Origin of the sequence: Streptomyces sp. Z26 (genome assembly GCF_003665095.1) — a bacterium.
Taxonomy (GTDB): domain Bacteria; phylum Actinomycetota; class Actinomycetes; order Streptomycetales; family Streptomycetaceae; genus Streptomyces; species Streptomyces phytohabitans.
Window position 1 is genome coordinate 4,721,148 of record NZ_RCHV01000002.1, and the last position, 20,129, is coordinate 4,741,276.

Consider the following 20,129-nt stretch of genomic DNA (forward strand, 5'->3'; position numbering starts at 1 on the left):
CCCAGCATGTCCGCCCCGAGCCCGTCCCCGCAGCCCCTCGTGCCGGGGCGGATCATGTCCGGTGAGATGGCCGAGCAGCCCGCCGTGCTCCGGCGCATCCTCGACGAGGGCGCGCCCGCGATCCGCAGGACGGCCGAAGAGATCGCCGGCAGGAACCCCCGTTTCGTCCTTCTCACCGCGCGCGGCACGTCCGACAACGCGGCGCTGTACGCGAAGTACCTCCTGGAGGTGCTGCTCGGCAAGCCCTGCGGGCTCACGTCCATGTCCACCACCACGGCGTACGAGGCACGGGCCGACCTCACCGACTGCCTGGTGATCACCGTCAGCCAGTCCGGCGGCTCCCCGGACCTGGTGGCCTCCACCCGCGCCGCCCGCGAGGCCGGGGCGATCACCCTGGCCGTCACGAACAACGCGGCGTCGCCGCTGGCCGAGGTCAGCGAGTTCCACATCGACGTGCTCGCCGGTCCGGAGAAGGCGCTGCCCGCGACCAAGACGTACACCGCCGAACTCCTCGCCCTGTACCTCTTCGTGGACGGCATGCGCGGCGGCGACGGCGCCGCGTCCGCCAAGGCGCTGCCCGAGCTGGTGGAGTCGGTGCTCGCCCGCGGCGACGAGGTCAAGGCGCTCGCCGGTCGCTACCGCTTCGCGGAGCGCATGGTCATCACCTCGCGCGGCTACGGCTACCCCACCGCGAAGGAGGCCGCGCTCAAGCTGATGGAGACCAGCTACATCCCCGCCCTCTCGTACTCGGGCGCGGACCTGCTGCACGGCCCCCTCGCCATGGTCGACAACATCTCGCCGGTCATCGCCGTGGTGACCGACGGCAAGGGCGGGGCGGCGCTCCAGCCCGTGCTGGACCGGCTCCGCGACCGGGGCGCGGACCTCGTCGTCTTCGGCCCGGAGCCGCAGGTCGATGCGGCGTCGGCGGGCTTCGTCCTGCCCACGGAGGGGCTGGCGGAGGAGCTCCAGCCGGTGCTGGAGATCGTGCCGCTCCAGATGCTGGCGTACGAGGTGACCATCGCGCGCGGCCAGGACCCGGACGCGCCGCGCGCGCTCGCGAAGGTGACCGAGACGCACTGACGGCACCCGCGCGCGAGACCCCGACGGCGGCCGCCCGTACCGGACTTCCGGCGCGGGCGGCCGTCGCCGTACGCGCGCGCCGTGCGCCCGTGCCGCACGCGCCCCGTCCCGCCGTCCCGTACGGGCCCGGGAATCACTTCGGGCCGCGGCGCCGGGACGGGACCCTCAGCCCGTCCGGCACCGCAGCCCGGAGTTCGGAGACCCTGGCGCGGTCAGGGCAGAGAGCGCCTCGGGTCTCGTTCCGCCCTCCTGTGCGGGGAGGGCAGAAGTATGTGGTTGTCCGCGGGGCTCGCCCCGGACCACCCATTGTGGACTAGACCTTTTGACGCTGTCCATGGGCCGGGGCGACTTCTTGTCCGACGCCCGCCGGTAGGCTCGACGCGTGCCCTCCATGAACGACCTCGTACGCCAGCACACCACCCTCGACGACCGTGACCTGGACTGGTTGCACCTGCTGGTCTCCGAGTGGCAGTTGCTCTCGGACCTGTCCTTCGCCGATCTGGTGCTCTGGGTCCCCACCCGCGACGGCGCGCGCTACGTCTCCGTGGCGCAGATGCGGCCCAACACCGGCCCCACCTCGTACCAGGACGACATGGTCGGCCACCTCGTGCCGCGCGGCCGCCGCCCGCTGCTGGACATGGCGCACGACGAGGGCCGGATCGTACGGGAGGGCGACCCGGAGTGGCGCGAGGAGGTGCCCGTACGGGTCGAGTCCATCCCCGTACGCCGCGAGGGCCGGGTGCTCGGCGTCATCGCGCGCAACACCAACCTGCTGACCGTACGCACCCCGAGCAGGCTGGAGCTGACGTACCTCCAGAGCGCGTCCGACCTGGCGCAGATGATCGCCGCCGGATCGTTTCCCTTCCCGGGGGAGCAGGGCGACACCGACGTGTCCCCGCGCGTCGGCGACGGCCTGATCCGGCTGGACGCGGACGGCCTGGTGCAGTACGCGAGCCCCAACGCGCTCTCCGCGTACCACCGGTTGGGCCTCGCCGCCGACCTCGTCGGCCTGCACCTGGGGGAGGCCACCACGGAGCTGGCACCGGCGCGTGGCGCGGTCGACGAGGCCATCGTCAAGCTGGCCAGCGGCTGGGCGCCGCGCGCGGCGGAGGTCGAAGGGAACGACTGCGTCGTGCAGTTGCGCGCGATCCCGCTCAAACCCAAGGGCACGCGCATCGGTTCACTCGTCCTGCTGCGGGACATCACCGAGGTGCGCCACCGGGAACGGGAACTGCTCACCAAGGACGCCACCATCCGGGAGATCCACCACCGGGTGAAGAACAACCTCCAGACGGTCGCCGCCCTCCTCCGGCTCCAGGCCCGGCGCATGGACTCCGACCGGGGGCGCGAGGCGCTCAACGAGGCGGTACGGCGCGTGGGTTCGATCGCCATCGTGCACGAGACCCTGTCGCAGACGCTCGACGAACGCGTCGAGTTCGACGAGATCGCGGACCGGCTGCTGTCGATGGTGGCGGAACTCTCGCCGGGCCGGGTCACCAGCCGCCGTACCGGCCGCTTCGGCATCCTCGACGCCGACGTGGCCACGCCGCTGGCCATGGTCCTCACCGAGGTGCTCCAGAACGCGCTGGAGCACGGCTTCGGCCCGGACACCCTCGGCACGGTCGAGGTCGGCGCCGTACGCGGCGGCGATGTCGGCCGGGAGGAGGGGCGGTTGCTGGTCACGGTGCAGGACGACGGGCGCGGGCTGCCCGACGGATTCGACGCGCGGGAGTCCGGCAACCTGGGGCTCCAGATCGTACGGACCCTGGTCGAGGGGGAGTTGGGCGGCACGTTCGACATGGTGCCGGCGCCGGAGCGGGGCACGCGCGTGACGTTCGACCTGCCGGTGGCGCCCGAGAAGCCCTGACCGGGCGCGCGCGGCGGGGCGCGCGACCGGGGGTGCGCCCGTACGCCCGCGCTTCGCGTACCCCCGTACCTCCGTACTCCCGCACGCGCTACGGGTGTTCGGGGCGGACACCGTCGGTGCGCGGACAGACCGAGAGCCCCGAACGGCGGCTTTCGTCGCCGCGTACCGGGGCTCTCAGGTCTTGTGTGCGCCGCGTGTCAGGCGCTTGTCAGGGCACTGCGCGCTGCGATGCGAGGGGGCAGTTGGTGGCAGTCGCGGGGTGGGTCAGGCGGTCGCGGCGTTGTTCCGCGCGCGGTTGCGTGCGGCGCGGCGCTTCATCGCCCGGCGCTCGTCCTCGCTGAGGCCACCCCAGACACCGGAGTCCTGACCGGACTCCAGCGCCCACTGCAGGCACTGCTCCATGACGGGGCAGCGGCGGCAGACGGCCTTGGCTTCCTCGATCTGCAGCAGCGCGGGACCGGTGTTGCCGATGGGGAAGAACAGCTCGGGGTCTTCCTCGCGGCAAACGGCGTTGTGACGCCAGTCCATGGCTGCTACCTCTCCTCGTGGTGTTACGGGTACGTTGCTTGTGAATGTGAACGCTTTCACGAATCCCCCGACGGGGGAAGGGGTGTCGCGCAAGATGTGATGCGCATCCCACGGGATTCAGGAGGGGGATTCGGGGCTCTCAAGGGGGCCGCCAGTGGGCCGTCCCGATCGCCATGAAGAGACTCGCAAACCTCGGCGGCGGATACAACCCCCTGCCGCAAGTTTTTTTTGAATCCTTGGTTTGGTGTCGCCCCGGGCCGTACTTCCAGTGGGTGGAGGCCAGCCTAAACGTTCGAGTAAAAGGACTTTAGGGCCTTCGACTTACACAATCACACGCAGTGCACGCCCTACACCTGTGAACTGAACGCTGGTGCGGAGTCCCAGGTGGTCGCCGTCCATCTGGAACGGGAGTGGGACCTGCGAATGCAAGGTGAAGGCGCCGAGATCATGCAGGGAGGTCACGTGCTTTCCGTGCGGACCGCGTTCGGGTGTCGAAGCGAGCAGCTGCGTCCCGTAGCGGCTCATCGCGACGGGCGTCATCCGGGACAGTCCCAGCAGGTCGAGGCGGGTGTCGAAGGAGGTCCCGGGCACGGTGTAGAGCGGGCGGTTGCCCAGATAGGTCCACGGCGCCGTATTGGAGATTATGGACATCACCAACCTCTCCACCGGTTTCTCGCCCGGTCGTTCGAGGGTGATCGTTCCGTGCCGGCGGTGCGGTTCCTTCAAGAACTGGCGCACCACCTGCCGCACGTACAACGGGTGAGTCGAACGCTTCCCCTTCTCCCGCTGCTGTTCCACCCGGCCGATCACTCCCGCGTCGAATCCGAGACCCGCGCAGAACGTGAACCAGCGTTCCGGGACTTCCGCGTCGTCGGAATCCCGCGGACCCGACGTGAGGCCCAGCCCGACGGTGCGTTCACGGCCCTCGCGCAGCGCGTCCAACAGGACGCCCGTCGCCTCCACCGCGTGGTTCGGGAAGCCGAGGGCGCGGGCGAACACGTTGGTGGAGCCGCCCGGGACGACCGAGAAGCGGGGGAGGCGCTCCGGGTCGGGGCCGTCGTGCAGCAGGCCGTTGACGATCTCGTTGACGGTGCCGTCGCCGCCGAGGGCGATCACCAGCTCCGTCTCGCCGTCCCGCGCGGCCAGCCGACCGAGGTCGCGGGCATGGCCCCGGTACTCCGTCGTCGCCACCTCCAGCTTCAGATCGCTGGCAAGGGCGTGCGAGATGACGTCACGCGTCCGCGCGCTGGTGGCGGTGGCAGCGGGATTGACGACGAGGAGAGCGCGCATGGAGTGCAGGGTACCCACGGTGCCGTGGGCGTCCCCAGTCCGGTGCCGGGCTACCCTGCTGGGGTGAGTGACAGCACCGCGCCCCAGACCCGTCCGGCCCGTGTCACGGCCGCCGCCGTGCTGACCGCCCTGGAGGGGACGGTGATCGCGGCCTTCGGACTGGGCTCCCTCGTGATGCTGTTCACCGGCGATCCGGACGGCATGACGCAGGCGCTGACGATGGCCCTCACGGTGCTCGCGCTGGCCGCCCTCCCGCTGCTGGCCGCGCGTGGGCTGTGGCTGCGGCGCCGCTGGAGCCGGGGGCCCTCGATGATCACGCAGCTGCTGGCGCTGCCCGTGGGCTGGCAGATGGCGCAGAACGGCGGCGCCTGGGCCGCCGGGGGAGCGCTGATCGGGGCGATCGCCCTCGCCGTACTCGTCTGCGTGGTCAACCCGACCGCGACGGAAGCGCTGGGCATCGGACCGCGGGACGCGTAGCCGCCCCCTCGGGCGCGGTGCGGGCCACGGGTCCGCCGTACGGCCCGGGGCGCGGTCGCGGACGCCCCGTCCCGCCCCGGACGCGGGGTCCAGGGCCTCGGGCGCCGGTCCGTGGCGTACGGCCCGGAGAGCGCCCGGCGCGGGTGTGCGGGCCGGACGGTGGGCGGGACGCCCCGTACCGGCTCGCTCCTCGGCTCACTCCTCCACGAGCAGCCGGTCGCGCAGCTGGGCCAGCGTGCGGGCCAGCAGCCGGGAGACGTGCATCTGGGAGATGCCGACCTCCTGGGCGATCTGCGACTGCGTCATGTTCCCGAAGAAGCGCAGCAGCAGGATCTTCTTCTCCCGCGGCGGCAGCTCCTCCAGGAGGGGCTTGAGCGACTCGCGGTACTCCACGCCCTCCAACGCGTCGTCCTCCGCGCCGAGGGTGTCGGCGACCGCGGGGGACTCGTCGTCGGTGTCGGGCACGTCGAGGGACAGGGTGCTGTACGCGTTCGCGGACTCCAGTCCCTCCAGCACCTCCTCCTCCGAGATCGCCAGCCGCTCGGCCAGCTCGTGCACCGTCGGGGCGCGTCCGTGGAGTTGGGACAGCTCCGCCGTGGCGGACGTCAGCGACAGCCGCAGCTCCTGGAGCCGTCGCGGTACGCGGACCGCCCAGCCCTTGTCGCGGAAGTGCCGCTTGATCTCACCGACGACGGTCGGCGTCGCGTACGTCGAGAACTCCACGCCCCGCTCGGGGTCGAAGCGGTCCACCGACTTGATCAGACCGATCGTCGCGACCTGCGTGAGGTCGTCGAGCGGCTCGCCGCGGTTGCGGAAGCGGCGGGCCAGGTGCTCGACGAGCGGCAGGTGCATCCGCACCAGGTGGTTGCGCAGCTCGGCGCGGGCGGGGGAGCCGTCGGGCAGCTCGCGCAGCTCGATGAAGAGGGAACGCGCGCCGCTGCGGTCGCGCGGGTCGTGCTGCCCGCGCCCGGTGTGCTCGTGCTTCCCGTTCAGCTGCTCGTCCATCGCGACCGCCCGCTCCGCCTGCTCCGTCCGCTCCACTCGCTGACTGCCCGGGTCTGCCGGGTGCGGCCGTGCCTGCTGCTCGGGAATGCCGGGGCCGGCCGCCTCCAGGCGGCCCGCCCACGCTTCTCGTGCCTCGTGCTCGGTCACGACGATTCCGGACCCGCGCCGCGCTGCTTGCGCAGACTGATGCTGACCGTGCGGTCCTCCGACACCACGGAACCCACCTCCCCGGCCAGGGCGGAAAGCACCGTCCAGGCGAACGTGTCTCGCTCGGGTGCCCGGCCGTCGGTCGTCGGCGCCGACACCGTCACCCGCAGCGAGTCCCCGATCAACTCGAAGACGCAGCTGAGCACCGAACCGGGGACGGCCTGCTGGAGCAGGATGGCGCACGCCTCGTCGACCGCGATCCGGAGATCCTCGATCTCGTCGAGGGTGAAGTCCAGCCGGGCCGCGAGCCCGGCCGTGGCCGTACGCAGCACGGACAGATAGGCACCCGCAGCGGGCAGCCGGACCTCGACGAAGTCCTTGTCTCCGGGCTCGCCTGCGATCTGGGACACCCTCACCTCCAAGGTGGCGCAAGCTGGTTAGGCTCGATGGCTGTTGACCAACGCGCCGGTCCCCGCGGCTCCGCGCCGAGAGGCGCGGCACCGCGCGGGCCGACGCGGCGGATGGTACGACTGCGACGCTATCGCGATCCGACTCGGGATGTCGCCCGGACGAATCTTGATCCGCCGCAGCCGCCCCATCCTGGGGGCGTCACCCATAGTAAACACATGGGTACTGTCCGTGGCTAGGGGGTGGAGCCCCCAAATCCGGGACGATTACGCTGCGTTGGTCACGGCCGTCGCGTGCGGTGCCCCTCGGGAGGCCCGGAGGTCCCTGCGGCGGCCCGGCCGCTCGGCGCCCCCCGGCCCGTATCGCGGCCGATGGAACGGGGTGCCACAGGTTCAATACCCATGAGTCGCGGGGTTCATAGCATCCCCCGGCACGTAACTGGCCCCGGCGGGCGGGCGGTACCTTTCCGTGACGGTCGCGGAAAGGGCGCGAGACGGTGCTCCGGCGGCGACGGACACGGAGCGTCACGGCGATACGGGGCTCAACCGGTGATCACCGCGGTGACCGTGCTCCCCGCCGGGAACGCGCCCTCGTCCGTGAGCGTCCGCAGCGCGAACAGCAGCTTGGCCACGTAGACGCGGTCGAGGCGCACGGGCGCCGGGCCGGAGCCCGTACCGGTGCCGTCGGGGGTGGTGCGTACGTCCCCGGCGTACGCACCGGGGGCGCGCCCGGCGGCGGCGTCCGCCAGTACGGCGCCGTGCCGGTCGGTGAAGTCGGCGGCGAAGCGCTCCAGTTCGGGTGTCGTACGGGCGAAGCCGCCGCAGTGGAAACGGTCGTCCAGGGACCAGTCGCCGCGGCGGCCGCCGAACGCCTCCCGCTGGAGCCGCGCCACCTCCGCGCCGAGGAAGCCGCCCCTGAGCACCGGTACGCCGAGGGCGCGTGCCGGTGCCCCCGGCGCGGCGAGGCCCGCCGCCAGCCCCGCCAGCGTGCCGCCCGTACCGCACGCGACGGCGGCGACGTCCGTACGGCCGCGCAGCTCGCGTCCCAGCTCCGTGCAGCCGAGTACGGCGAGGGCGTTGCTGCCGCCCTCGGGGATCAGGTGGAAGTCGCCGTGCCGCGCGCGGAGTTCGGCGGTCCAGGCGGAGTCGTCCCGGCGGCGGTACTCGGCGCGGGACACGAAGAGAAGCCGCATGCCGTCCGCGGCGCAGCGCGCCAGCGACGGGTTGAGCGGCCGGTCGGCCAGTTCGTCGCCGCGGACGACGCCGACCGTGCGGAAGCCCAGCAGGCGGCCCGCGGCGGCGGTGGCGCGCAGGTGGTTGGAGTAGGCGCCGCCGAAGGTGAGGAGCGTACGGTGGCCGCCCTCGGTGGCGGCGCGCAGATTCGGCGTCAGCTTCCGCCACTTGTTCCCGGGCAGCTCCGGGTGGATCAGGTCGTCCCGCTTCAGCAGCAGCCGAACGCCCCGCCGCGCGAACCGCTCGTCGGCCACCTCCTGGAGGGGCGACGGCAGGCGCGGGGCGAGGACGCCGGGGTGCGCGGGGGTCTCGCGGTGCACACGCCGATTCTCGCCCGGCCCGCGTGGTCGTACGAACCCGCCCGCCCGGTCGTGCGAACGGGGCCGCGCGGCGCGCACACGGGGCCCACGTGTGCGCGCCGCGCGGTGACGCGGGTCAGGCCGTCGGCGCGCGGTCCACGCGTACGGGCGCGGGTGCCCGCGACCGGGCGCGTACGGCCGTCACCCCAGCCGTCACTTGAGCCGTTCCGCGATGCGGTCGCGCATGTCGTCCATGCTGAACCCGCGCGGGTCGATCTTCTGGTCCGTCCACTCCTTGTGCCCGATGACGGACGGCGCCTTCCAACCGTGGTGGCGGCAGAGCGCGGCGGCCGCCTTCTCGATGGCCTCCAACTGCGCCGCCGGCCACGGGTCCTCGCCGTCCCCGAGGTTCTCGCACTCGAAGCCGTAGAAGCGGCTGTTCCCGTCGGTGTTCTGCTCGTTGGGCGACGGGAGGTCCTTCTCGGCGATCACCGCGTTCAGCACGTCGTCGTCGCCGAGACCCGCGTGGTTGGCGCGGCCGTGGCCGACCAGATGGACCTTGCCGTCCTTCGTGATCACGCCGTGGCAGAGCGGGCCGGGCAGTTCGGGGTGGCCGTCGTAGCAGAGGTCGACGGTCCGCTCGGCGCCGCTGGTCACGGTGTGGTGGATCATGACGCCGTGCACTGGCCCCCAGTCGCCCTGGTGGTTGCGGTGGTGATTCCGCCAGTCGCGTACCTCGACGACGGTCAGGCCCTCGTCCTTGAGAGCCGCGACCAAGGTGCTCGCGGTGATGGGTGTGGCCATGCTCGCCTCTGTTTCTCCTGGTCTCGGAATTCCGTCGGGGCCCGAAGCCCGTATTCCCGCTTCTACGGGAAATCACCCGTCCCTGCCAGGGCGCCCGAACGTGCCATCAGCGCCTGCGCGCACTCCTCGCGCCGGTACGGGCGGATCAGGCCCGGGATGCGCTCTCGCGCGCGCCGCGCGCGACCGGAGCGGACCATCGAGCAGTCCTCCAGGAACACCTCCCAGGAGGCGCACGCCTCCTCCAACCGGCCGCAGGAGAGCAGCAGTTCGGCCAGCTCCGCGTGGCTGAGCGCGCGGGCGCGCCGCTCGTCCACCGGGCGGGAGCGCAGGGACGCCCGTAACTCCCGGATGGCGCCGCCCCGGTCGCCCAGGACCGCGTGCACCTGGCCCGTCTGGTACTGGAGCGCCGCCTCCTGGTAGCCCCCGACGGGGCCGCCGCCCAACGCGTCGGCGTGCGCCATCGACTGCTCCGCGCGGCGCAGCGCCGCCAGCGCGTCGGCCTTCCCGCCGCCCTCCGCGGCGGCGACCGCCAGCCCCGCGTACAGGAACGCGCGCGCGGACGGCTCGGTGTCCCGCGGCGCCTTCTCGCAGGCGGCCTCCGCCAGCGCGAGGCTGTGCCGGTGGTGCCCCAACTCGTGCGCCTGCGTGCTCAGGGCGCGGCGCGCCAGCGCCGACCCGGCCGGGTCGCCCGCCTCCTCCGCGAGTTCGCCGGAGGTGAGGAACGCGCGCTGGGCGAGCCCGTGCCGCTGCTCGTCGGCGTACACGCGGGCCAGCAGGTAGCTCAACCGGGACGCGCCCGACAGCAGTTCGCCGCGGAAGCGCCCCGCCGCGTCCGGGCCGCGCAGCCTGCGCGTCAGCCCGGAGACGTACGCGGCGAGGGGCGCGCGGATGTGCCCGCCGCCGCGGCGGTCGGCCTGCTCGGCGAAGAAGTACGTGTGCGCGCGGACGGACGCCACGTCCGCCGGGCCGCTGCCGGTCGGGCGTGCCCGTACGGCGGGGGCGGTCGCCGGGCGCGGGTCCGTACCCGTGGCCGTGCCCGAAGTGGCGCCGGGCGGGGCGGACTTCGGCTCCGTCAGCAGGATCAGCCGGTACGGGGCGGGCGTCCGCGCGTGGGCGCGGTGCGCGCCCGTGGCGGGCGCCGTCAGCGCCGCGAGCGTGTCCAGCGGGCGGGTGCGCGGGTCGGGCCACTCGGGCGGTGCCGCCGTACGCCCGTGGGGGCGCCGCCCGGGTCCCCCGGTGCCGCCCATGTCGAGGTCGGCGACGGTCACCGGGCGGCGCAGGCGGCGGCTGAACGCCTCCGCCATCAGCCGTTGGACCGTGGGCCCGGGGCGGCTGCCGCGCAGCCAGTGGGCGACGGAGGTGCGGTCGTAGTGCAGGTGCGTGCCCGTCTCGGCACCCAGCCTGGCCAGCGCGCGGGCGAAGGCCGCCTGCGTCCAGCCGGACTCCTCCAGCAGCGCGCGGAGCGCGTCGTTGGGGGTGCGGGTGCGGCTAGCCGAGCGCATCGTGCGCCTCCTTCCGGAGGTCGGGACGGAAGCGGATCGGGTCGTTCACAGAGCCCTCCTTGGTTGCTCTCCGTAGGCATTTCCGCCTACGGAGGGGTACTTCGACCCAACCGCACGTAACCTACGAAGGGGAGGATGTGCCTCCGTGCGGTGGTCGTGAGCCGTTCGCACCCCGTGTGAACCGACGCGCCGTCACTTTGCGAAACACGTGTTGAAGCACCGGAGGGCCGTGATGGAGCCGAACCGTCAGCTGGACGCGCTGCTCGACCAGTCCGGGATGTCGAGGGCCGGACTGGCGGCACGGATCAACCGGCGCGGCCGGGAGGCCGGGACCACCCTGCGTTACGACCACACGGCCGTGGCGCGCTGGTTGAAGGGGCAACGGCCACGCGGCCGGGTCCCCGAGCTGATCTGCGAGATCCTCGGCGAACAGCTCGCCCGTACGCTCACGCTGGACGACGTGGGCATGGCGGCGCCCTCGGAACCGGCCGCCCAACTCGGCGTGGACGTCGGCGGGTTGAACCGCTTCCTCGACCGCGCCGCCGTGCTGTGGCGGTCCGACCGGATGCACGCCGAGGCGCCCGGCCCGTCGCTCCTGACGGGAGCCGCGGCGGTCGGCCCCGTGTGGGAGTGGGAGAACCCGCCGGAGGACCTCGACGTCTCGCACGGCGGCCGCAGACGCGTCACCGACGCCGAGGTGGCGGTGCTGCACGCGGCCCGCGGCCACTACGAGCACCTCTACCGGAACGCGGGCGGCGTCGCCACCCGCCCCCGCGTCGTCGGCTTCCTGACGGCCGAGGTGACGCCGCTGATGCGCGGCACGTACGACGACCGGACCGGGCGCAGGCTGTGCCGCGCGGCGGGTTCGCTGGCCGCGGTCTGCGGCATCTGCGCGTACGACGCCGACGCGCAGGGCCTCGCCCAGCGCTACTTCCACCAGGCGTTACGCCTCGCGAAAGCCTCCGGCGACCGGCTGTTCGGCGGCTACGTGGTGGCGCTCCTGGTGAACCAGGCACTGTTCCTCGGCGACGACCGGCACTCCATAGCCTGCGCCGAGTCGGTGCTGCGGACCACCGGCCCGCACGCCAGCCCCGCGCTGGCCACCGACCTCTACGCGATGCAGGCGAAGGCGTACGCCCGGCTCGGGGACCGGGCGAGCGCGCACCGCTGCATGCGGCTCGCGGAGACGTTCTCCACGCGGATACGTCCGGAGGAGGAGCCCGACGAGACCAGCTACGTCCAGCCGGGCCTGGCCGAAGTGCGGCTGGCGGAGGCGTTGTTGGTGCTGGGGGACGTACGGGAGGCCGGTCGGTACGCGGAGATGGCCGCGCGTGCGCCGGCGCACGTACGGGGGAGGGTGAACCGGCTCGCCACGCTCACCGACGTCGAACTGCGCAGCGGGGAGGCGGAACGGGCCGCCGCGACCGCCGCCGAGATGGTCGGGCACGCGCAGGGCATCGAGTCGCAGCGGCTGCGGGACCGGATGCGGGCGGTCCGCGACCACCTGGCCGGACACCCCAGCACGTCCGCCGCCGACGCCGCCCGCCTGATCGACGAGGCACTGCGCGTCCCCCTCTGAAGCCGCATGCTGGAGTGCCCAACCTCCATGGGGAAGGGGGCACTTCACGTGCTGTGGAACAACCTCGGTGAGCACACGGTGTACGAGAACCAGTGGCTCCGCGTGAACCTGGCAGACGTCGAGCTGCCGGACGGGCGCCATCTGGACCACTACCTCATCAGACTGCGGCCGGTCGCCATGGCCACCGCCGTCAACGAACGGAACGAGGTGCTGCTGCTCTGGCGGCACCGCTTCATCACCGACAGCTGGGGCTGGGAGCTGGCCGCGGGCGTGGTGGAGGACGGCGAGGACGTCGCCGCCGCCGCGGGCCGCGAGATGCTGGAGGAGACCGGCTGGCGGCCGGGCCCGCTGCGGCATCTGATGACCGTCGAGCCGTCCAACGGGCTGGCCGACGCGCGGCACCACATCTACTGGTCGGAGAGCGCCGCGTACGTCGGCGACCCGGAGGACGACTTCGAGTCCGACAAGCGGGAGTGGATACCGCTGAAGGAGGCGCCGGAACTGATCGCGCGCGGCGAGGTGCCGGCGGCCAACTCGGCGGCGGCGCTGCTGATGCTGCACAGCCTGCGCTTCGGCTGACGCGCGGCGCGCACCGGGCGGCGCACCCGGTTGGTGCACGGGTCGCCCGCGCAGGAGGCCCCGGCCCCCGGACCCCGTCGAGCACGGCGGGGCCGGGAGCCGGGGCCGCGCGCGTGGTGCGGGTGCCGGCGCGGTGCGGCCGTGCTGCGCGGGTGTCCGGCGCGGGCGACGCCCCTACGCCGGAACGCCCTCAGCGCAGGGCGCCGTCCCCGTGCTGGGCGATGTGCTGCTCCACCGCGGACATCGCCTGCTGCGTGCTCGCGGCGGAGCCGGTGCCGTGCCGCTCCGCGTAGTACGCCGCGCCCAGCTTGCGGACGAGGTCGTGCCCCGCGCGCTGCGCCTGCACCTCGCCGACCTTCTCCTTGCCCTGCGTGAGACCGCGCTGGGCCTGCTCCTTGGCCTTGTCGAGGAACCCTGCCATGGTCGTCTCCTGTGCTGGAACGGGATGGGTACGGAAGGCTGTGCCCCTCCGCCCCGTGAACGTACGCGGCACCGACCCGGTTCCCCGGACGCCGACCCGGCGTGCCGCGCGCGGCACGGACCGTTCTAGCGTGGCCGCATGGGCGGTGAGGTCATGGGCGGTGAGGCGGGCCGGGGCACGCAGGCGGCGGGGCAGGGCGCGCACGCGGCGGGGACGACGGCCCCGGGCGGTGCCGGTCGGGCCGGGCCCGGCGGTACGGGCGCGCGTACGGCGGACGGCGCGGGCCGGGCGGGCGCGGTCGGGCTGGTGTGCGCGGGCGCGCTCTCGGTGCAGTTCGGCGCGGCCGTGGCGGCCCTGCTGTTCCCCCGCGCGGGGGCGATCGGCGTGGTGGCGATGCGGCTCACGTTCGCCGCGCTGATCATGCTGCCGCTGTGCCGCCCCCGGGTACGCGGCCACTCGCGCGCGGACTGGGGCGCCGCCGCGGGCCTCGGGCTGGCGCTGGGCACCATGAACACCCTGATCTACCAGGCGATCGACCGCATCCCCCTCGGCGCCGCGGTCACCCTCGAACTGCTCGGCCCCCTCGTGCTGTCGGTGGTCGCCGCGCGCCGCGCGGTCAGCCTGCTGTGGGCGGCGCTCGCGCTGGCGGGCGTGTACCTGCTGGGCAGCAGCGGGTTCCGTGAACTCGACCCGGCCGGAGTCGCCTTCGCGCTGGCCGCGGGCGGCGCCTGGGTCGCGTACATCATGCTGAACGCGCGCGTCGGCGCCCGTTTCCCGAAGGCCGACGGGCTGGCGCTGGCGATGGGTGTCGCGGCCCTGGTGAGCGCGCCGCTCGCGGTGGTCAGCGCGGGCACCGCCCTGCTCGACCCGGTGACGCTGGCGCTGGGCGCGGCGGTGGCGGTGCTGTCGTCCGGACTGCCGTACACGCTCGACCTGTTCGCCCTGCGGCGGATTCCGCAGGCGACGTTCGCCGTGCTGATGAGCCTGATGCCGGTGGCGGCGGCGACCGCCGGGTTCCTGGTGCTGGGGCAGGACATGGAGCCGGTGCAGCTGCTGGCGATCGCGCTGGTCATCGCCGCCAGCGTGGGTGCCGTACGCACCCGGCCGCGTACGGCCGCCGCGCGCGCGGTGGACGGCGCACCGCCCACGTAGGAGGCGCGGGACGCCGCATAGGGTGGTGCGGTGAGCGAACGCCAGACCCTCCACTGGACCGAGGACGGCACGGAACGGTCCGCCCGGTGGCGTTCCGAGAACGGTGCCCGTCCGCCCGCGCGCGTGGCCGTCGCGGACGACCGCACGCGTGCGGCGGACGCGTACAAGCTGATGTGCGAGGGCACCGCGCTGCTGTACCGCGGGGACCACCGGAACGCGCGCCAGCTGCTCGCCGCGCTCACCCGCAGGGTGGACGGCAAGCCGCGTACGGCGGGCGGCGGTTCCCGCACGGCGGACGCCGGGCGGGGAGGCCCGGAGCGACCGGACGCGCCGGAGTCGCCGGAGGAGCGGGCCGCGCGGTTCCACCGGCACCGCGCGCGGCAGGCCCAGCGCGCCCGCGTCCTCGGCATGCTGCTCGTGCCCCTGGACGGCGCCCACGCCGTCCCCCTCCGCCGCGCCCCGTCCGTCGCCGACGCGTGCGCCGCCGCCTACGGCCCCCCGGACGGCACCCCGTCCGTGCTGCCGCTGCGGGAACTGCTCGGCGTGATCGGCGCGTACGAGTGGCAGCGCAAGGGCGTACCCGTACCGGCGCTCGACGGGGACCACGTGCACCCGACGTACGGCGTCTTCTCACCCGTACGCGGCGAGTACGTCGACCTGGTCGCCCACGCCCCCCTGCCGGGCGGCGCGGTGCCGCTCGCGTACGACGTGGGGACCGGCACCGGCGTGCTGGCCGCCGTGCTGGCCCGGCGCGGCACGGGGCGCGTGGTCGCCACCGACACCGATCCGCGCGCCCTGGCGTGCGCCCGCGCGAACGCCGAACGACTGGGCGTGGCCGACCGGGTGGAGGTGCGCGAAGCGGACCTGTTCCCGGCGGGGCGGGCACCGCTGGTGGTCTGCAACCCGCCCTGGGTCCCGGCGAAGCCCACGTCGGCGGTGGAACACGCGGTGTACGACCCGGGCAGCCGGATGCTGCGCGGGTTCCTCGCCGGACTGGCCGACCATCTGACGCCCGGCGGCGAGGGCTGGCTGGTCCTGTCCGACCTGGCGGAACACCTGGGACTGCGCACGCGCGCGGAACTCGACGGCTGGATCGGCTCCGCCGGACTGCGCGTCGTGGGGCGCGCGGACACCGCTCCGCGCCACCCGCGCGCCTCGGACACCGACGACCCGCTGCACACCGCGCGCGCGGCGGAGACCACGTCCCTGTGGCGGCTCGCGGCGGCGGGGGCCTGATCGGGTCCGTACACGTGACGGCGCCCGGTCCGCTGGTTGCAGGACCGGGCGCCGAGGGTGCGGACCGCCGCTGACCGTCCCGGCTGTGGCCAGCCCGCCGGAGGGGTCGGTCAGCGGACGGTCACGGAGGACCGGGACGCGGTGTTACTTGACGAACGCCGCGTTGAGGCCGATCTGGTCGGTCAGACCGTTCGCCCACAACTCGTTCACCTGGGCGGACTCCTCCGCGTTCGGCTGCGAGTTGGTGCAGGACGGGCCGGGGCCGCCACCCGACATCAGCTCCTCGCAGGGACCCTCGTAGTGGTCCGGGAGGCCGAGGACGTGACCCGTCTCGTGCGCGGTGACGCGGGTCGAGTCGTACTCCTCGTTCTGCGCGTAGTCGAGGAAGATGTAGCCGCTGCCGTGGCCGTCCGTCGAGGCGTACGAGCCGCGCGGGTCGTCGCCCTCGCGGTACTCGAAGTCGCTGCCGCCCTCCTGGAGCTGGACGTTCTCGACCGAGCTGTTCCAGATCTGCGTGCTGGACGCGATCTGGTCGGCGAAGGTCGGGGCGCCGCTCGCGTCGTAGCCGATGGTGACGGCCTGGATGCCGGGCTTCTCGGCCTGCTTCTCGATGGCTATCTTGCGGATCGCCTCGAAGAACGCCTGGTTGTTCTTCGCCTCGGCCTTGCTGCCCGCGTAAGCGGAGACGCTGCTGTCCTGCTGGACGGGCGCCGCCGAGGCCGAAGCCACGGGGACCGCGGCCATGCCGGCCGCGAGGCCGAGGCCGACAACACCGGTGAGGGCGGTACGGGAGAATCTCATGGGGGGTTTCCTCCTCGTTTCGTCCGAGAAGTGACAGCCGCCCGAACGTGGGGTGGCGACTGGCTCCTCGGATGAAGGTTCGGTCACGGCAGAGTCTCGATCAGTCACAGGGCGGCGGGATGATGTCAGGAAGCGATAACGCCGGTGAATACCCCCACCCGCGGATCGCCCGCTTCGCAGGTTGCCGGGGCGAACGAATGTCGGTTTTGGGCACTGGTGCGACGAACAGGCGCGCGGCTATGCTCCCTGCGTGGAGCTCGAGGTGAGGCACCTTCGTGCCCTGTGCGCGATAGCCGACACGGGCAGTGTGCGGAAAGCGGCCCGCCAGCTGGGCGTGACCCAGCCTTCGCTGACGACCCAGTTGGGCCGTATCGAACGGGCCCTCGGTGGCCAGCTGTTTACCCGCGAACGTACGGGCAGCCGTCCGACCCCGCTGGGCACCTCCGTGCTCTCCCGTGCCCGCCCGATAGTGGCGGAGATGTCCGCGCTGGTGGCGGAGGCCAAGGACACCGTGATGCTCGCCGGAGGGGCGCGCTTCCGTATCGGCAGCACCGGGAACCGCGCCGTGGCCGGGTGGTTGAGACGTCTCCAGGCGCGGCTTCCCGAGGCGGACATACCGATACGTATCGACGTCTCACCCAGCACCCTGCTCCAGATGGTCGCGGAGAACCAGCTCGACGCCGCCTTCGTGCACGAGGTGGCGGGGTGCCCGTTGAACTTCCCCGACGGCGTTCGCCACCGGGTGCTCGTGGAACGCGAACCGCAGTTCGTCGCGCTCCCCGCCTCGCATCCCGCGGCGGACCGCGAGCAGGTGTCGCTCGCCGACCTCGCCGGGGAAAGCTGGCTGGTGGATTCGAGCGCCGACGGTGAATGGGCGGGCCTGCGCCGGGTGTTCGCGGCCGAGGGCCTCAACCCCCGCGTGGTGCACGGCGACTACCTCACCGGCGCGGACCTCGTCGTCGCCGGGCAGGTGGTCAGCCCCTGCCAGCCGACCGCCCGGCCCCGTCCCGGCATGGCCATCCGGCCGCTGGAGGGCGACCCGCTGACCGTACGGCTGCTGCTGGCCAGCCGCGAGGTGGTCTCCGCGGAGGCGGAGGCGAGCCTCGACGCGGCCTTCGCGGACCTGGAGAGCGCGTACCGCGAGGTGGCCTGGACCAGCACCGCGTACCGCCGGTGGCTGATGTCGCACGACAGTCCGCTGCTGCGCTCGCACGCGGCGTAGCGCCGCCCGCCCCCGTCACCCGTCCGTCGCGCCCCGGCGGGGCCCGTACGGGCGCGCCCCGTCGTGCCCGTACGTCGTGCGGGCGCCCGCGAGGGGGCTGGTGTCGCGGCGCCGCGGACACCAGATATCTTGATATCGAGACGATGCAATCTTGGAGCATGGAGCGGAGTTCCGGTGACTGACTCGACCATCATCTATACGGACACTGACGAGGCCCCGGCCCTGGCGACGTACTCGTTCCTGCCGGTGGTCAAGGCGTACGCCTCGACGGCCGGGGTTTCCGTCGAGAGCCGCGACATCTCCCTGGCGGGGCGCATCATCGCCGTCTTCCCCGAGTACCTGGAGCCGGGCCAGCGCATCGCCGACGAACTCGCCGAGCTGGGCGAGCTGGCGGGCACGCCCGGGGCGAACATCATCAAGCTGCCCAACATCTCCGCCTCGATCCCGCAGCTCAAGGCCGCCGTCGCGGAACTCCAGTCCCAGGGCTACGACCTGCCGGACTACCCCGACGACCCCAAGACCGACGAGGAGCGCGACATCCGCGCCCGCTACGACAAGGTCAAGGGCAGCGCGGTCAACCCCGTCCTCCGCGAGGGCAACTCCGACCGCCGCGCCCCCGCGTCCGTCAAGAACTACGCGCGCCAGCACCCGCACCGCATGGGCGCCTGGACGCCGGAGTCGAGGACGAACGTCGCGCACATGACGGCCGACGACTTCCGCTCCACCGAGAAGTCCGTGGTCGTGAAGGAGGACGGCAGCCTCCGGATCGAACTCGTCGGGGACGACGGCAGCACCACCGTGCTCCGCGAGTCGGTGCCCGTGCAGGCGGGCGAGGTCGTGGACGCCGCCGTGCTGCGGGTCGCGGCGCTCCGCGAGTTCCTCACCGCGCAGATCGCCCGCGCCAAGGCCGAGGGCGTGCTGTTCTCCGTACACCTCAAGGCCACGATGATGAAGGTGTCGGACCCGATCATCTTCGGGCACGTCGTACGGGCGTTCTTCCCGAAGACGTTCGCCGCGCACGGCGAGACGCTGATGGCGGCCGGGCTGACCCCGAACGACGGGCTCGGCGGCATCCTCAAGGGCCTGGAGTCGCTGCCCGACGGCGCCGCCGTCAAGGCGTCCTTCGAGGCGGAGCTGGCCGAGGGCCCCGACCTGGCGATGGTCGACTCGCACCGCGGCATCACCAACCTGCACGTACCGAGCGACGTGATCGTCGACGCCTCGATGCCCGCCATGATCCGTACGTCCGGCCACATGTGGAACGCCGACGACCAGGAGGCCGACACCCTCGCGGTCATCCCCGACAGCAGCTACGCGGGCATCTACCAGGTCGTCATCGACGACTGCCGCGCGCACGGCGCGTACGACCCGGCCACCATGGGCTCCGTGCCGAACGTCGGCCTGATGGCCAAGAAGGCCGAGGAGTACGGCAGCCACGACAAGACGTTCGAGGTCCCGGTCACCGGCACCGTACGCGTCGTCGACGGCGCGGGCGACGCCGTGCTGGAGCAGGTCGTCAGCGCGGGCGACATCTTCCGCGTCTGCCAGACCAAGGACGTGCCGATCCGCGACTGGGTCAAGCTCGCCGTCACCCGCGCCCGCGCCACCGGCACCCCGGCCGTCTTCTGGCTGGACGAGAGCCGCGCGCACGACGCGAACCTCATCGCCAAGGTCGAGCAGTACCTCCCGGAGCACGACACCGAGGGCCTGCGGATCGAGGTCATGGCGCCGGTCGACGCCATCGCCTTCTCCCTGGAGCGCATTCGCCGCGGCGAGGACACCATCTCCGTCACCGGCAACGTGCTGCGCGACTACCTCACCGACCTGTTCCCGATCCTGGAGCTGGGCACGAGCGCCAAGATGCTCTCGGTGGTGCCGCTGATCAACGGCGGCGGACTGTTCGAGACCGGCGCGGGCGGCTCCGCGCCGAAGCACGTGCAGCAGCTCGTCAAGGAGAACTACCTGCGCTGGGACAGCCTCGGCGAGTTCCTCGCCCTGGCCGTCAGCTTCGAGCACCTCGCCCAGAAGACGGGCAACGCGCGGGCCCAGATCCTGGCCGACACGCTCGACCGGGCGACCGCCACGTTCCTGAACGAGAACAAGTCCCCGACCCGCAAGCTCGGCGGCCTCGACAACCGCGGCAGCCACTTCTACCTGGCGCTCTACTGGGCCCGGGAGCTGGCGACGCAGACCGACGACGCGCAGCTGGCCGAGGCGTTCCGCGCGCTCGCGGACACCCTCCGGGAGCAGGAGGAGACGATCGTCGCCGAACTGCTCGCGGTCCAGGGCCAGTCCGCCGACATCGGCGGCTACTTCCGCCCCGACGCGGCGAAGGCCGCGGCGGTCATGCGGCCGTCGAAGGTCTTCAACGAGGCGCTGGCCACCCTCGGCTGACCGCCCTCCCCGTACGGCGCAGGACCCTCGTACGACGAAAGACCGCACCCGGCCCGCGCGTACGCCTCACGGCGTGCGTCGCGGGCCGGGTGCGGTCGTGTGGGAC

18 protein-coding genes are annotated in these 20,129 nt (G+C 73.1%); 9 read left to right on the forward strand and 9 right to left on the reverse strand.

Translation table 11 applies throughout. The features are described 5' to 3' along the window. The first annotated feature begins 6 nt into the window (after positions 1–6). Together D7M15_RS20585 and D7M15_RS20590 are read left to right on the forward strand one after the other, a co-directional pair. On the forward strand, positions 7–1,080 hold the full coding sequence (locus tag D7M15_RS20585; protein ID WP_121518863.1) for an SIS domain-containing protein: 1,074 nt from the start codon (positions 7–9) through the stop codon (positions 1,078–1,080). A 391-nt stretch (positions 1,081–1,471) separates the two neighbouring features. Then, the gene (locus D7M15_RS20590) at positions 1,472–2,947 is read left to right on the forward strand and encodes a PAS domain-containing sensor histidine kinase (RefSeq protein ID WP_121521119.1); all 1,476 of its coding nucleotides are present in this window, start codon (positions 1,472–1,474) and stop codon (positions 2,945–2,947) included. A gap of 264 nt (positions 2,948–3,211) precedes the next feature. Here D7M15_RS20590 and D7M15_RS20595 read toward each other — a convergent pair whose 3' ends face one another. Both D7M15_RS20595 and D7M15_RS20600 read right to left on the reverse strand, forming a co-directional pair. Further along, positions 3,212–3,475, reverse strand: coding sequence for a WhiB family transcriptional regulator (locus tag D7M15_RS20595; protein ID WP_027747983.1), 264 nt, complete (start codon positions 3,473–3,475; stop codon positions 3,212–3,214). A 321-nt stretch (positions 3,476–3,796) separates the two neighbouring features. Then, positions 3,797–4,765 carry a diacylglycerol kinase family protein gene (locus D7M15_RS20600; RefSeq protein WP_121521121.1) on the reverse strand — a complete coding sequence of 323 codons (969 nt, stop codon included), beginning with the start codon at positions 4,763–4,765 and terminating at the stop codon, positions 3,797–3,799. 63 nt (positions 4,766–4,828) lie between these two features. On the opposite strand from D7M15_RS20600, the gene D7M15_RS20605 reads away from it, so the two are divergent. Then, a complete protein-coding gene (locus D7M15_RS20605) occupies positions 4,829–5,242 on the forward strand; it encodes a hypothetical protein (protein ID WP_206337395.1) in 414 nt (137 codons plus the stop codon). 195 nt (positions 5,243–5,437) lie between these two features. Here the strand turns inward: D7M15_RS20605 and D7M15_RS20610 are convergent, their stop codons facing one another. From D7M15_RS20610 to D7M15_RS20630, 5 genes are all read right to left on the reverse strand, one after another. Then, on the reverse strand, positions 5,438–6,394 hold the full coding sequence (locus tag D7M15_RS20610) for an RNA polymerase sigma factor SigF (protein WP_240649394.1): 957 nt from the start codon (positions 6,392–6,394) through the stop codon (positions 5,438–5,440). Next, complete coding sequence (locus tag D7M15_RS20615; RefSeq protein ID WP_121518864.1) at positions 6,391–6,804, reverse strand: anti-sigma regulatory factor; 414 nt, start codon at positions 6,802–6,804, stop codon at positions 6,391–6,393. The genes D7M15_RS20610 and D7M15_RS20615 overlap by 4 nt, the downstream gene beginning before the upstream one ends. A 539-nt stretch (positions 6,805–7,343) precedes the next feature. Next, positions 7,344–8,354 (reverse strand): pyridoxal-phosphate dependent enzyme, encoded by a 1,011-nt coding sequence (locus tag D7M15_RS20620; protein ID WP_121521127.1) that lies wholly within the window; start codon positions 8,352–8,354, stop codon positions 7,344–7,346. 192 nt (positions 8,355–8,546) lie between these two features. Beyond that, on the reverse strand, positions 8,547–9,137 hold the full coding sequence (locus tag D7M15_RS20625) for a peptidoglycan recognition family protein (protein WP_121518865.1): 591 nt from the start codon (positions 9,135–9,137) through the stop codon (positions 8,547–8,549). A 62-nt stretch (positions 9,138–9,199) separates the two neighbouring features. After that, positions 9,200–10,639 (reverse strand): hypothetical protein, encoded by a 1,440-nt coding sequence (locus D7M15_RS20630; protein ID WP_121518866.1) that lies wholly within the window; start codon positions 10,637–10,639, stop codon positions 9,200–9,202. Between the two features lie 232 nt (positions 10,640–10,871). On the opposite strand from D7M15_RS20630, the gene D7M15_RS20635 reads away from it, so the two are divergent. Together D7M15_RS20635 and D7M15_RS20640 are read left to right on the forward strand one after the other, a co-directional pair. Continuing rightward, on the forward strand, positions 10,872–12,218 hold the full coding sequence (locus tag D7M15_RS20635) for a transcriptional regulator (protein ID WP_121518867.1): 1,347 nt from the start codon (positions 10,872–10,874) through the stop codon (positions 12,216–12,218). Positions 12,219–12,266: 48 nt separating this feature from the next. Next, entirely contained in the window at positions 12,267–12,797 is a 531-nt protein-coding gene (locus tag D7M15_RS20640) for an NUDIX hydrolase (RefSeq protein ID WP_121518868.1), read from the forward strand. 190 nt (positions 12,798–12,987) lie between these two features. Here D7M15_RS20640 and D7M15_RS20645 read toward each other — a convergent pair whose 3' ends face one another. Next, entirely contained in the window at positions 12,988–13,218 is a 231-nt protein-coding gene (locus tag D7M15_RS20645) for a hypothetical protein (RefSeq protein WP_121518869.1), read from the reverse strand. Positions 13,219–13,356: 138 nt separating this feature from the next. Here D7M15_RS20645 and D7M15_RS20650 point away from each other — a divergent pair, with 138 nt between their 5' ends. Both D7M15_RS20650 and D7M15_RS20655 read left to right on the forward strand, forming a co-directional pair. Continuing rightward, positions 13,357–14,370, forward strand: a complete 1,014-nt coding sequence (locus D7M15_RS20650) for an EamA family transporter (protein ID WP_240649395.1) — start codon at positions 13,357–13,359, stop codon at positions 14,368–14,370. Between the two features lie 30 nt (positions 14,371–14,400). Further along, positions 14,401–15,606, forward strand: coding sequence for a class I SAM-dependent methyltransferase (locus D7M15_RS20655; protein WP_121518870.1), 1,206 nt, complete (start codon positions 14,401–14,403; stop codon positions 15,604–15,606). A 144-nt stretch (positions 15,607–15,750) separates the two neighbouring features. Here the strand turns inward: D7M15_RS20655 and snpA are convergent, their stop codons facing one another. Beyond that, complete coding sequence (gene snpA / locus D7M15_RS20660) at positions 15,751–16,407, reverse strand: snapalysin (protein ID WP_121518871.1); 657 nt, start codon at positions 16,405–16,407, stop codon at positions 15,751–15,753. Between the two features lie 262 nt (positions 16,408–16,669). Between snpA and D7M15_RS20665 the strand changes: the two genes are divergently transcribed. Both D7M15_RS20665 and D7M15_RS20670 read left to right on the forward strand, forming a co-directional pair. Beyond that, positions 16,670–17,629 (forward strand): LysR family transcriptional regulator, encoded by a 960-nt coding sequence (locus D7M15_RS20665; RefSeq protein WP_121521131.1) that lies wholly within the window; start codon positions 16,670–16,672, stop codon positions 17,627–17,629. A gap of 174 nt (positions 17,630–17,803) precedes the next feature. After that, entirely contained in the window at positions 17,804–20,023 is a 2,220-nt protein-coding gene (locus D7M15_RS20670) for an NADP-dependent isocitrate dehydrogenase (RefSeq protein ID WP_121518872.1), read from the forward strand. Positions 20,024–20,129: the final 106 nt, after the last annotated feature.

What these genes read in the sequence shown, in the direction of transcription:
- D7M15_RS20645 (WP_121518869.1), bottom strand. Translation starts at nt 13,218, where the DNA reads ATGGCAGGGTTCCTCGACAAGGCCAAGGAGCAGGCCCAGCGCGGTCTC.
- snpA (WP_121518871.1), bottom strand. Translation starts at nt 16,407, where the DNA reads ATGAGATTCTCCCGTACCGCCCTCACCGGTGTTGTCGGCCTCGGCCTC.
- D7M15_RS20650 (WP_240649395.1), top strand. Translation starts at nt 13,357, where the DNA reads ATGGGCGGTGAGGTCATGGGCGGTGAGGCGGGCCGGGGCACGCAGGCG.
- D7M15_RS20585 (WP_121518863.1), top strand. Translation starts at nt 7, where the DNA reads ATGTCCGCCCCGAGCCCGTCCCCGCAGCCCCTCGTGCCGGGGCGGATC.
- D7M15_RS20635 (WP_121518867.1), top strand. Translation starts at nt 10,872, where the DNA reads ATGGAGCCGAACCGTCAGCTGGACGCGCTGCTCGACCAGTCCGGGATG.
- D7M15_RS20600 (WP_121521121.1), bottom strand. Translation starts at nt 4,765, where the DNA reads ATGCGCGCTCTCCTCGTCGTCAATCCCGCTGCCACCGCCACCAGCGCG.
- D7M15_RS20625 (WP_121518865.1), bottom strand. Translation starts at nt 9,137, where the DNA reads ATGGCCACACCCATCACCGCGAGCACCTTGGTCGCGGCTCTCAAGGAC.
- D7M15_RS20595 (WP_027747983.1), bottom strand. Translation starts at nt 3,475, where the DNA reads ATGGACTGGCGTCACAACGCCGTTTGCCGCGAGGAAGACCCCGAGCTG.
- D7M15_RS20630 (WP_121518866.1), bottom strand. Translation starts at nt 10,639, where the DNA reads ATGCGCTCGGCTAGCCGCACCCGCACCCCCAACGACGCGCTCCGCGCG.
- D7M15_RS20590 (WP_121521119.1), top strand. Translation starts at nt 1,472, where the DNA reads ATGAACGACCTCGTACGCCAGCACACCACCCTCGACGACCGTGACCTG.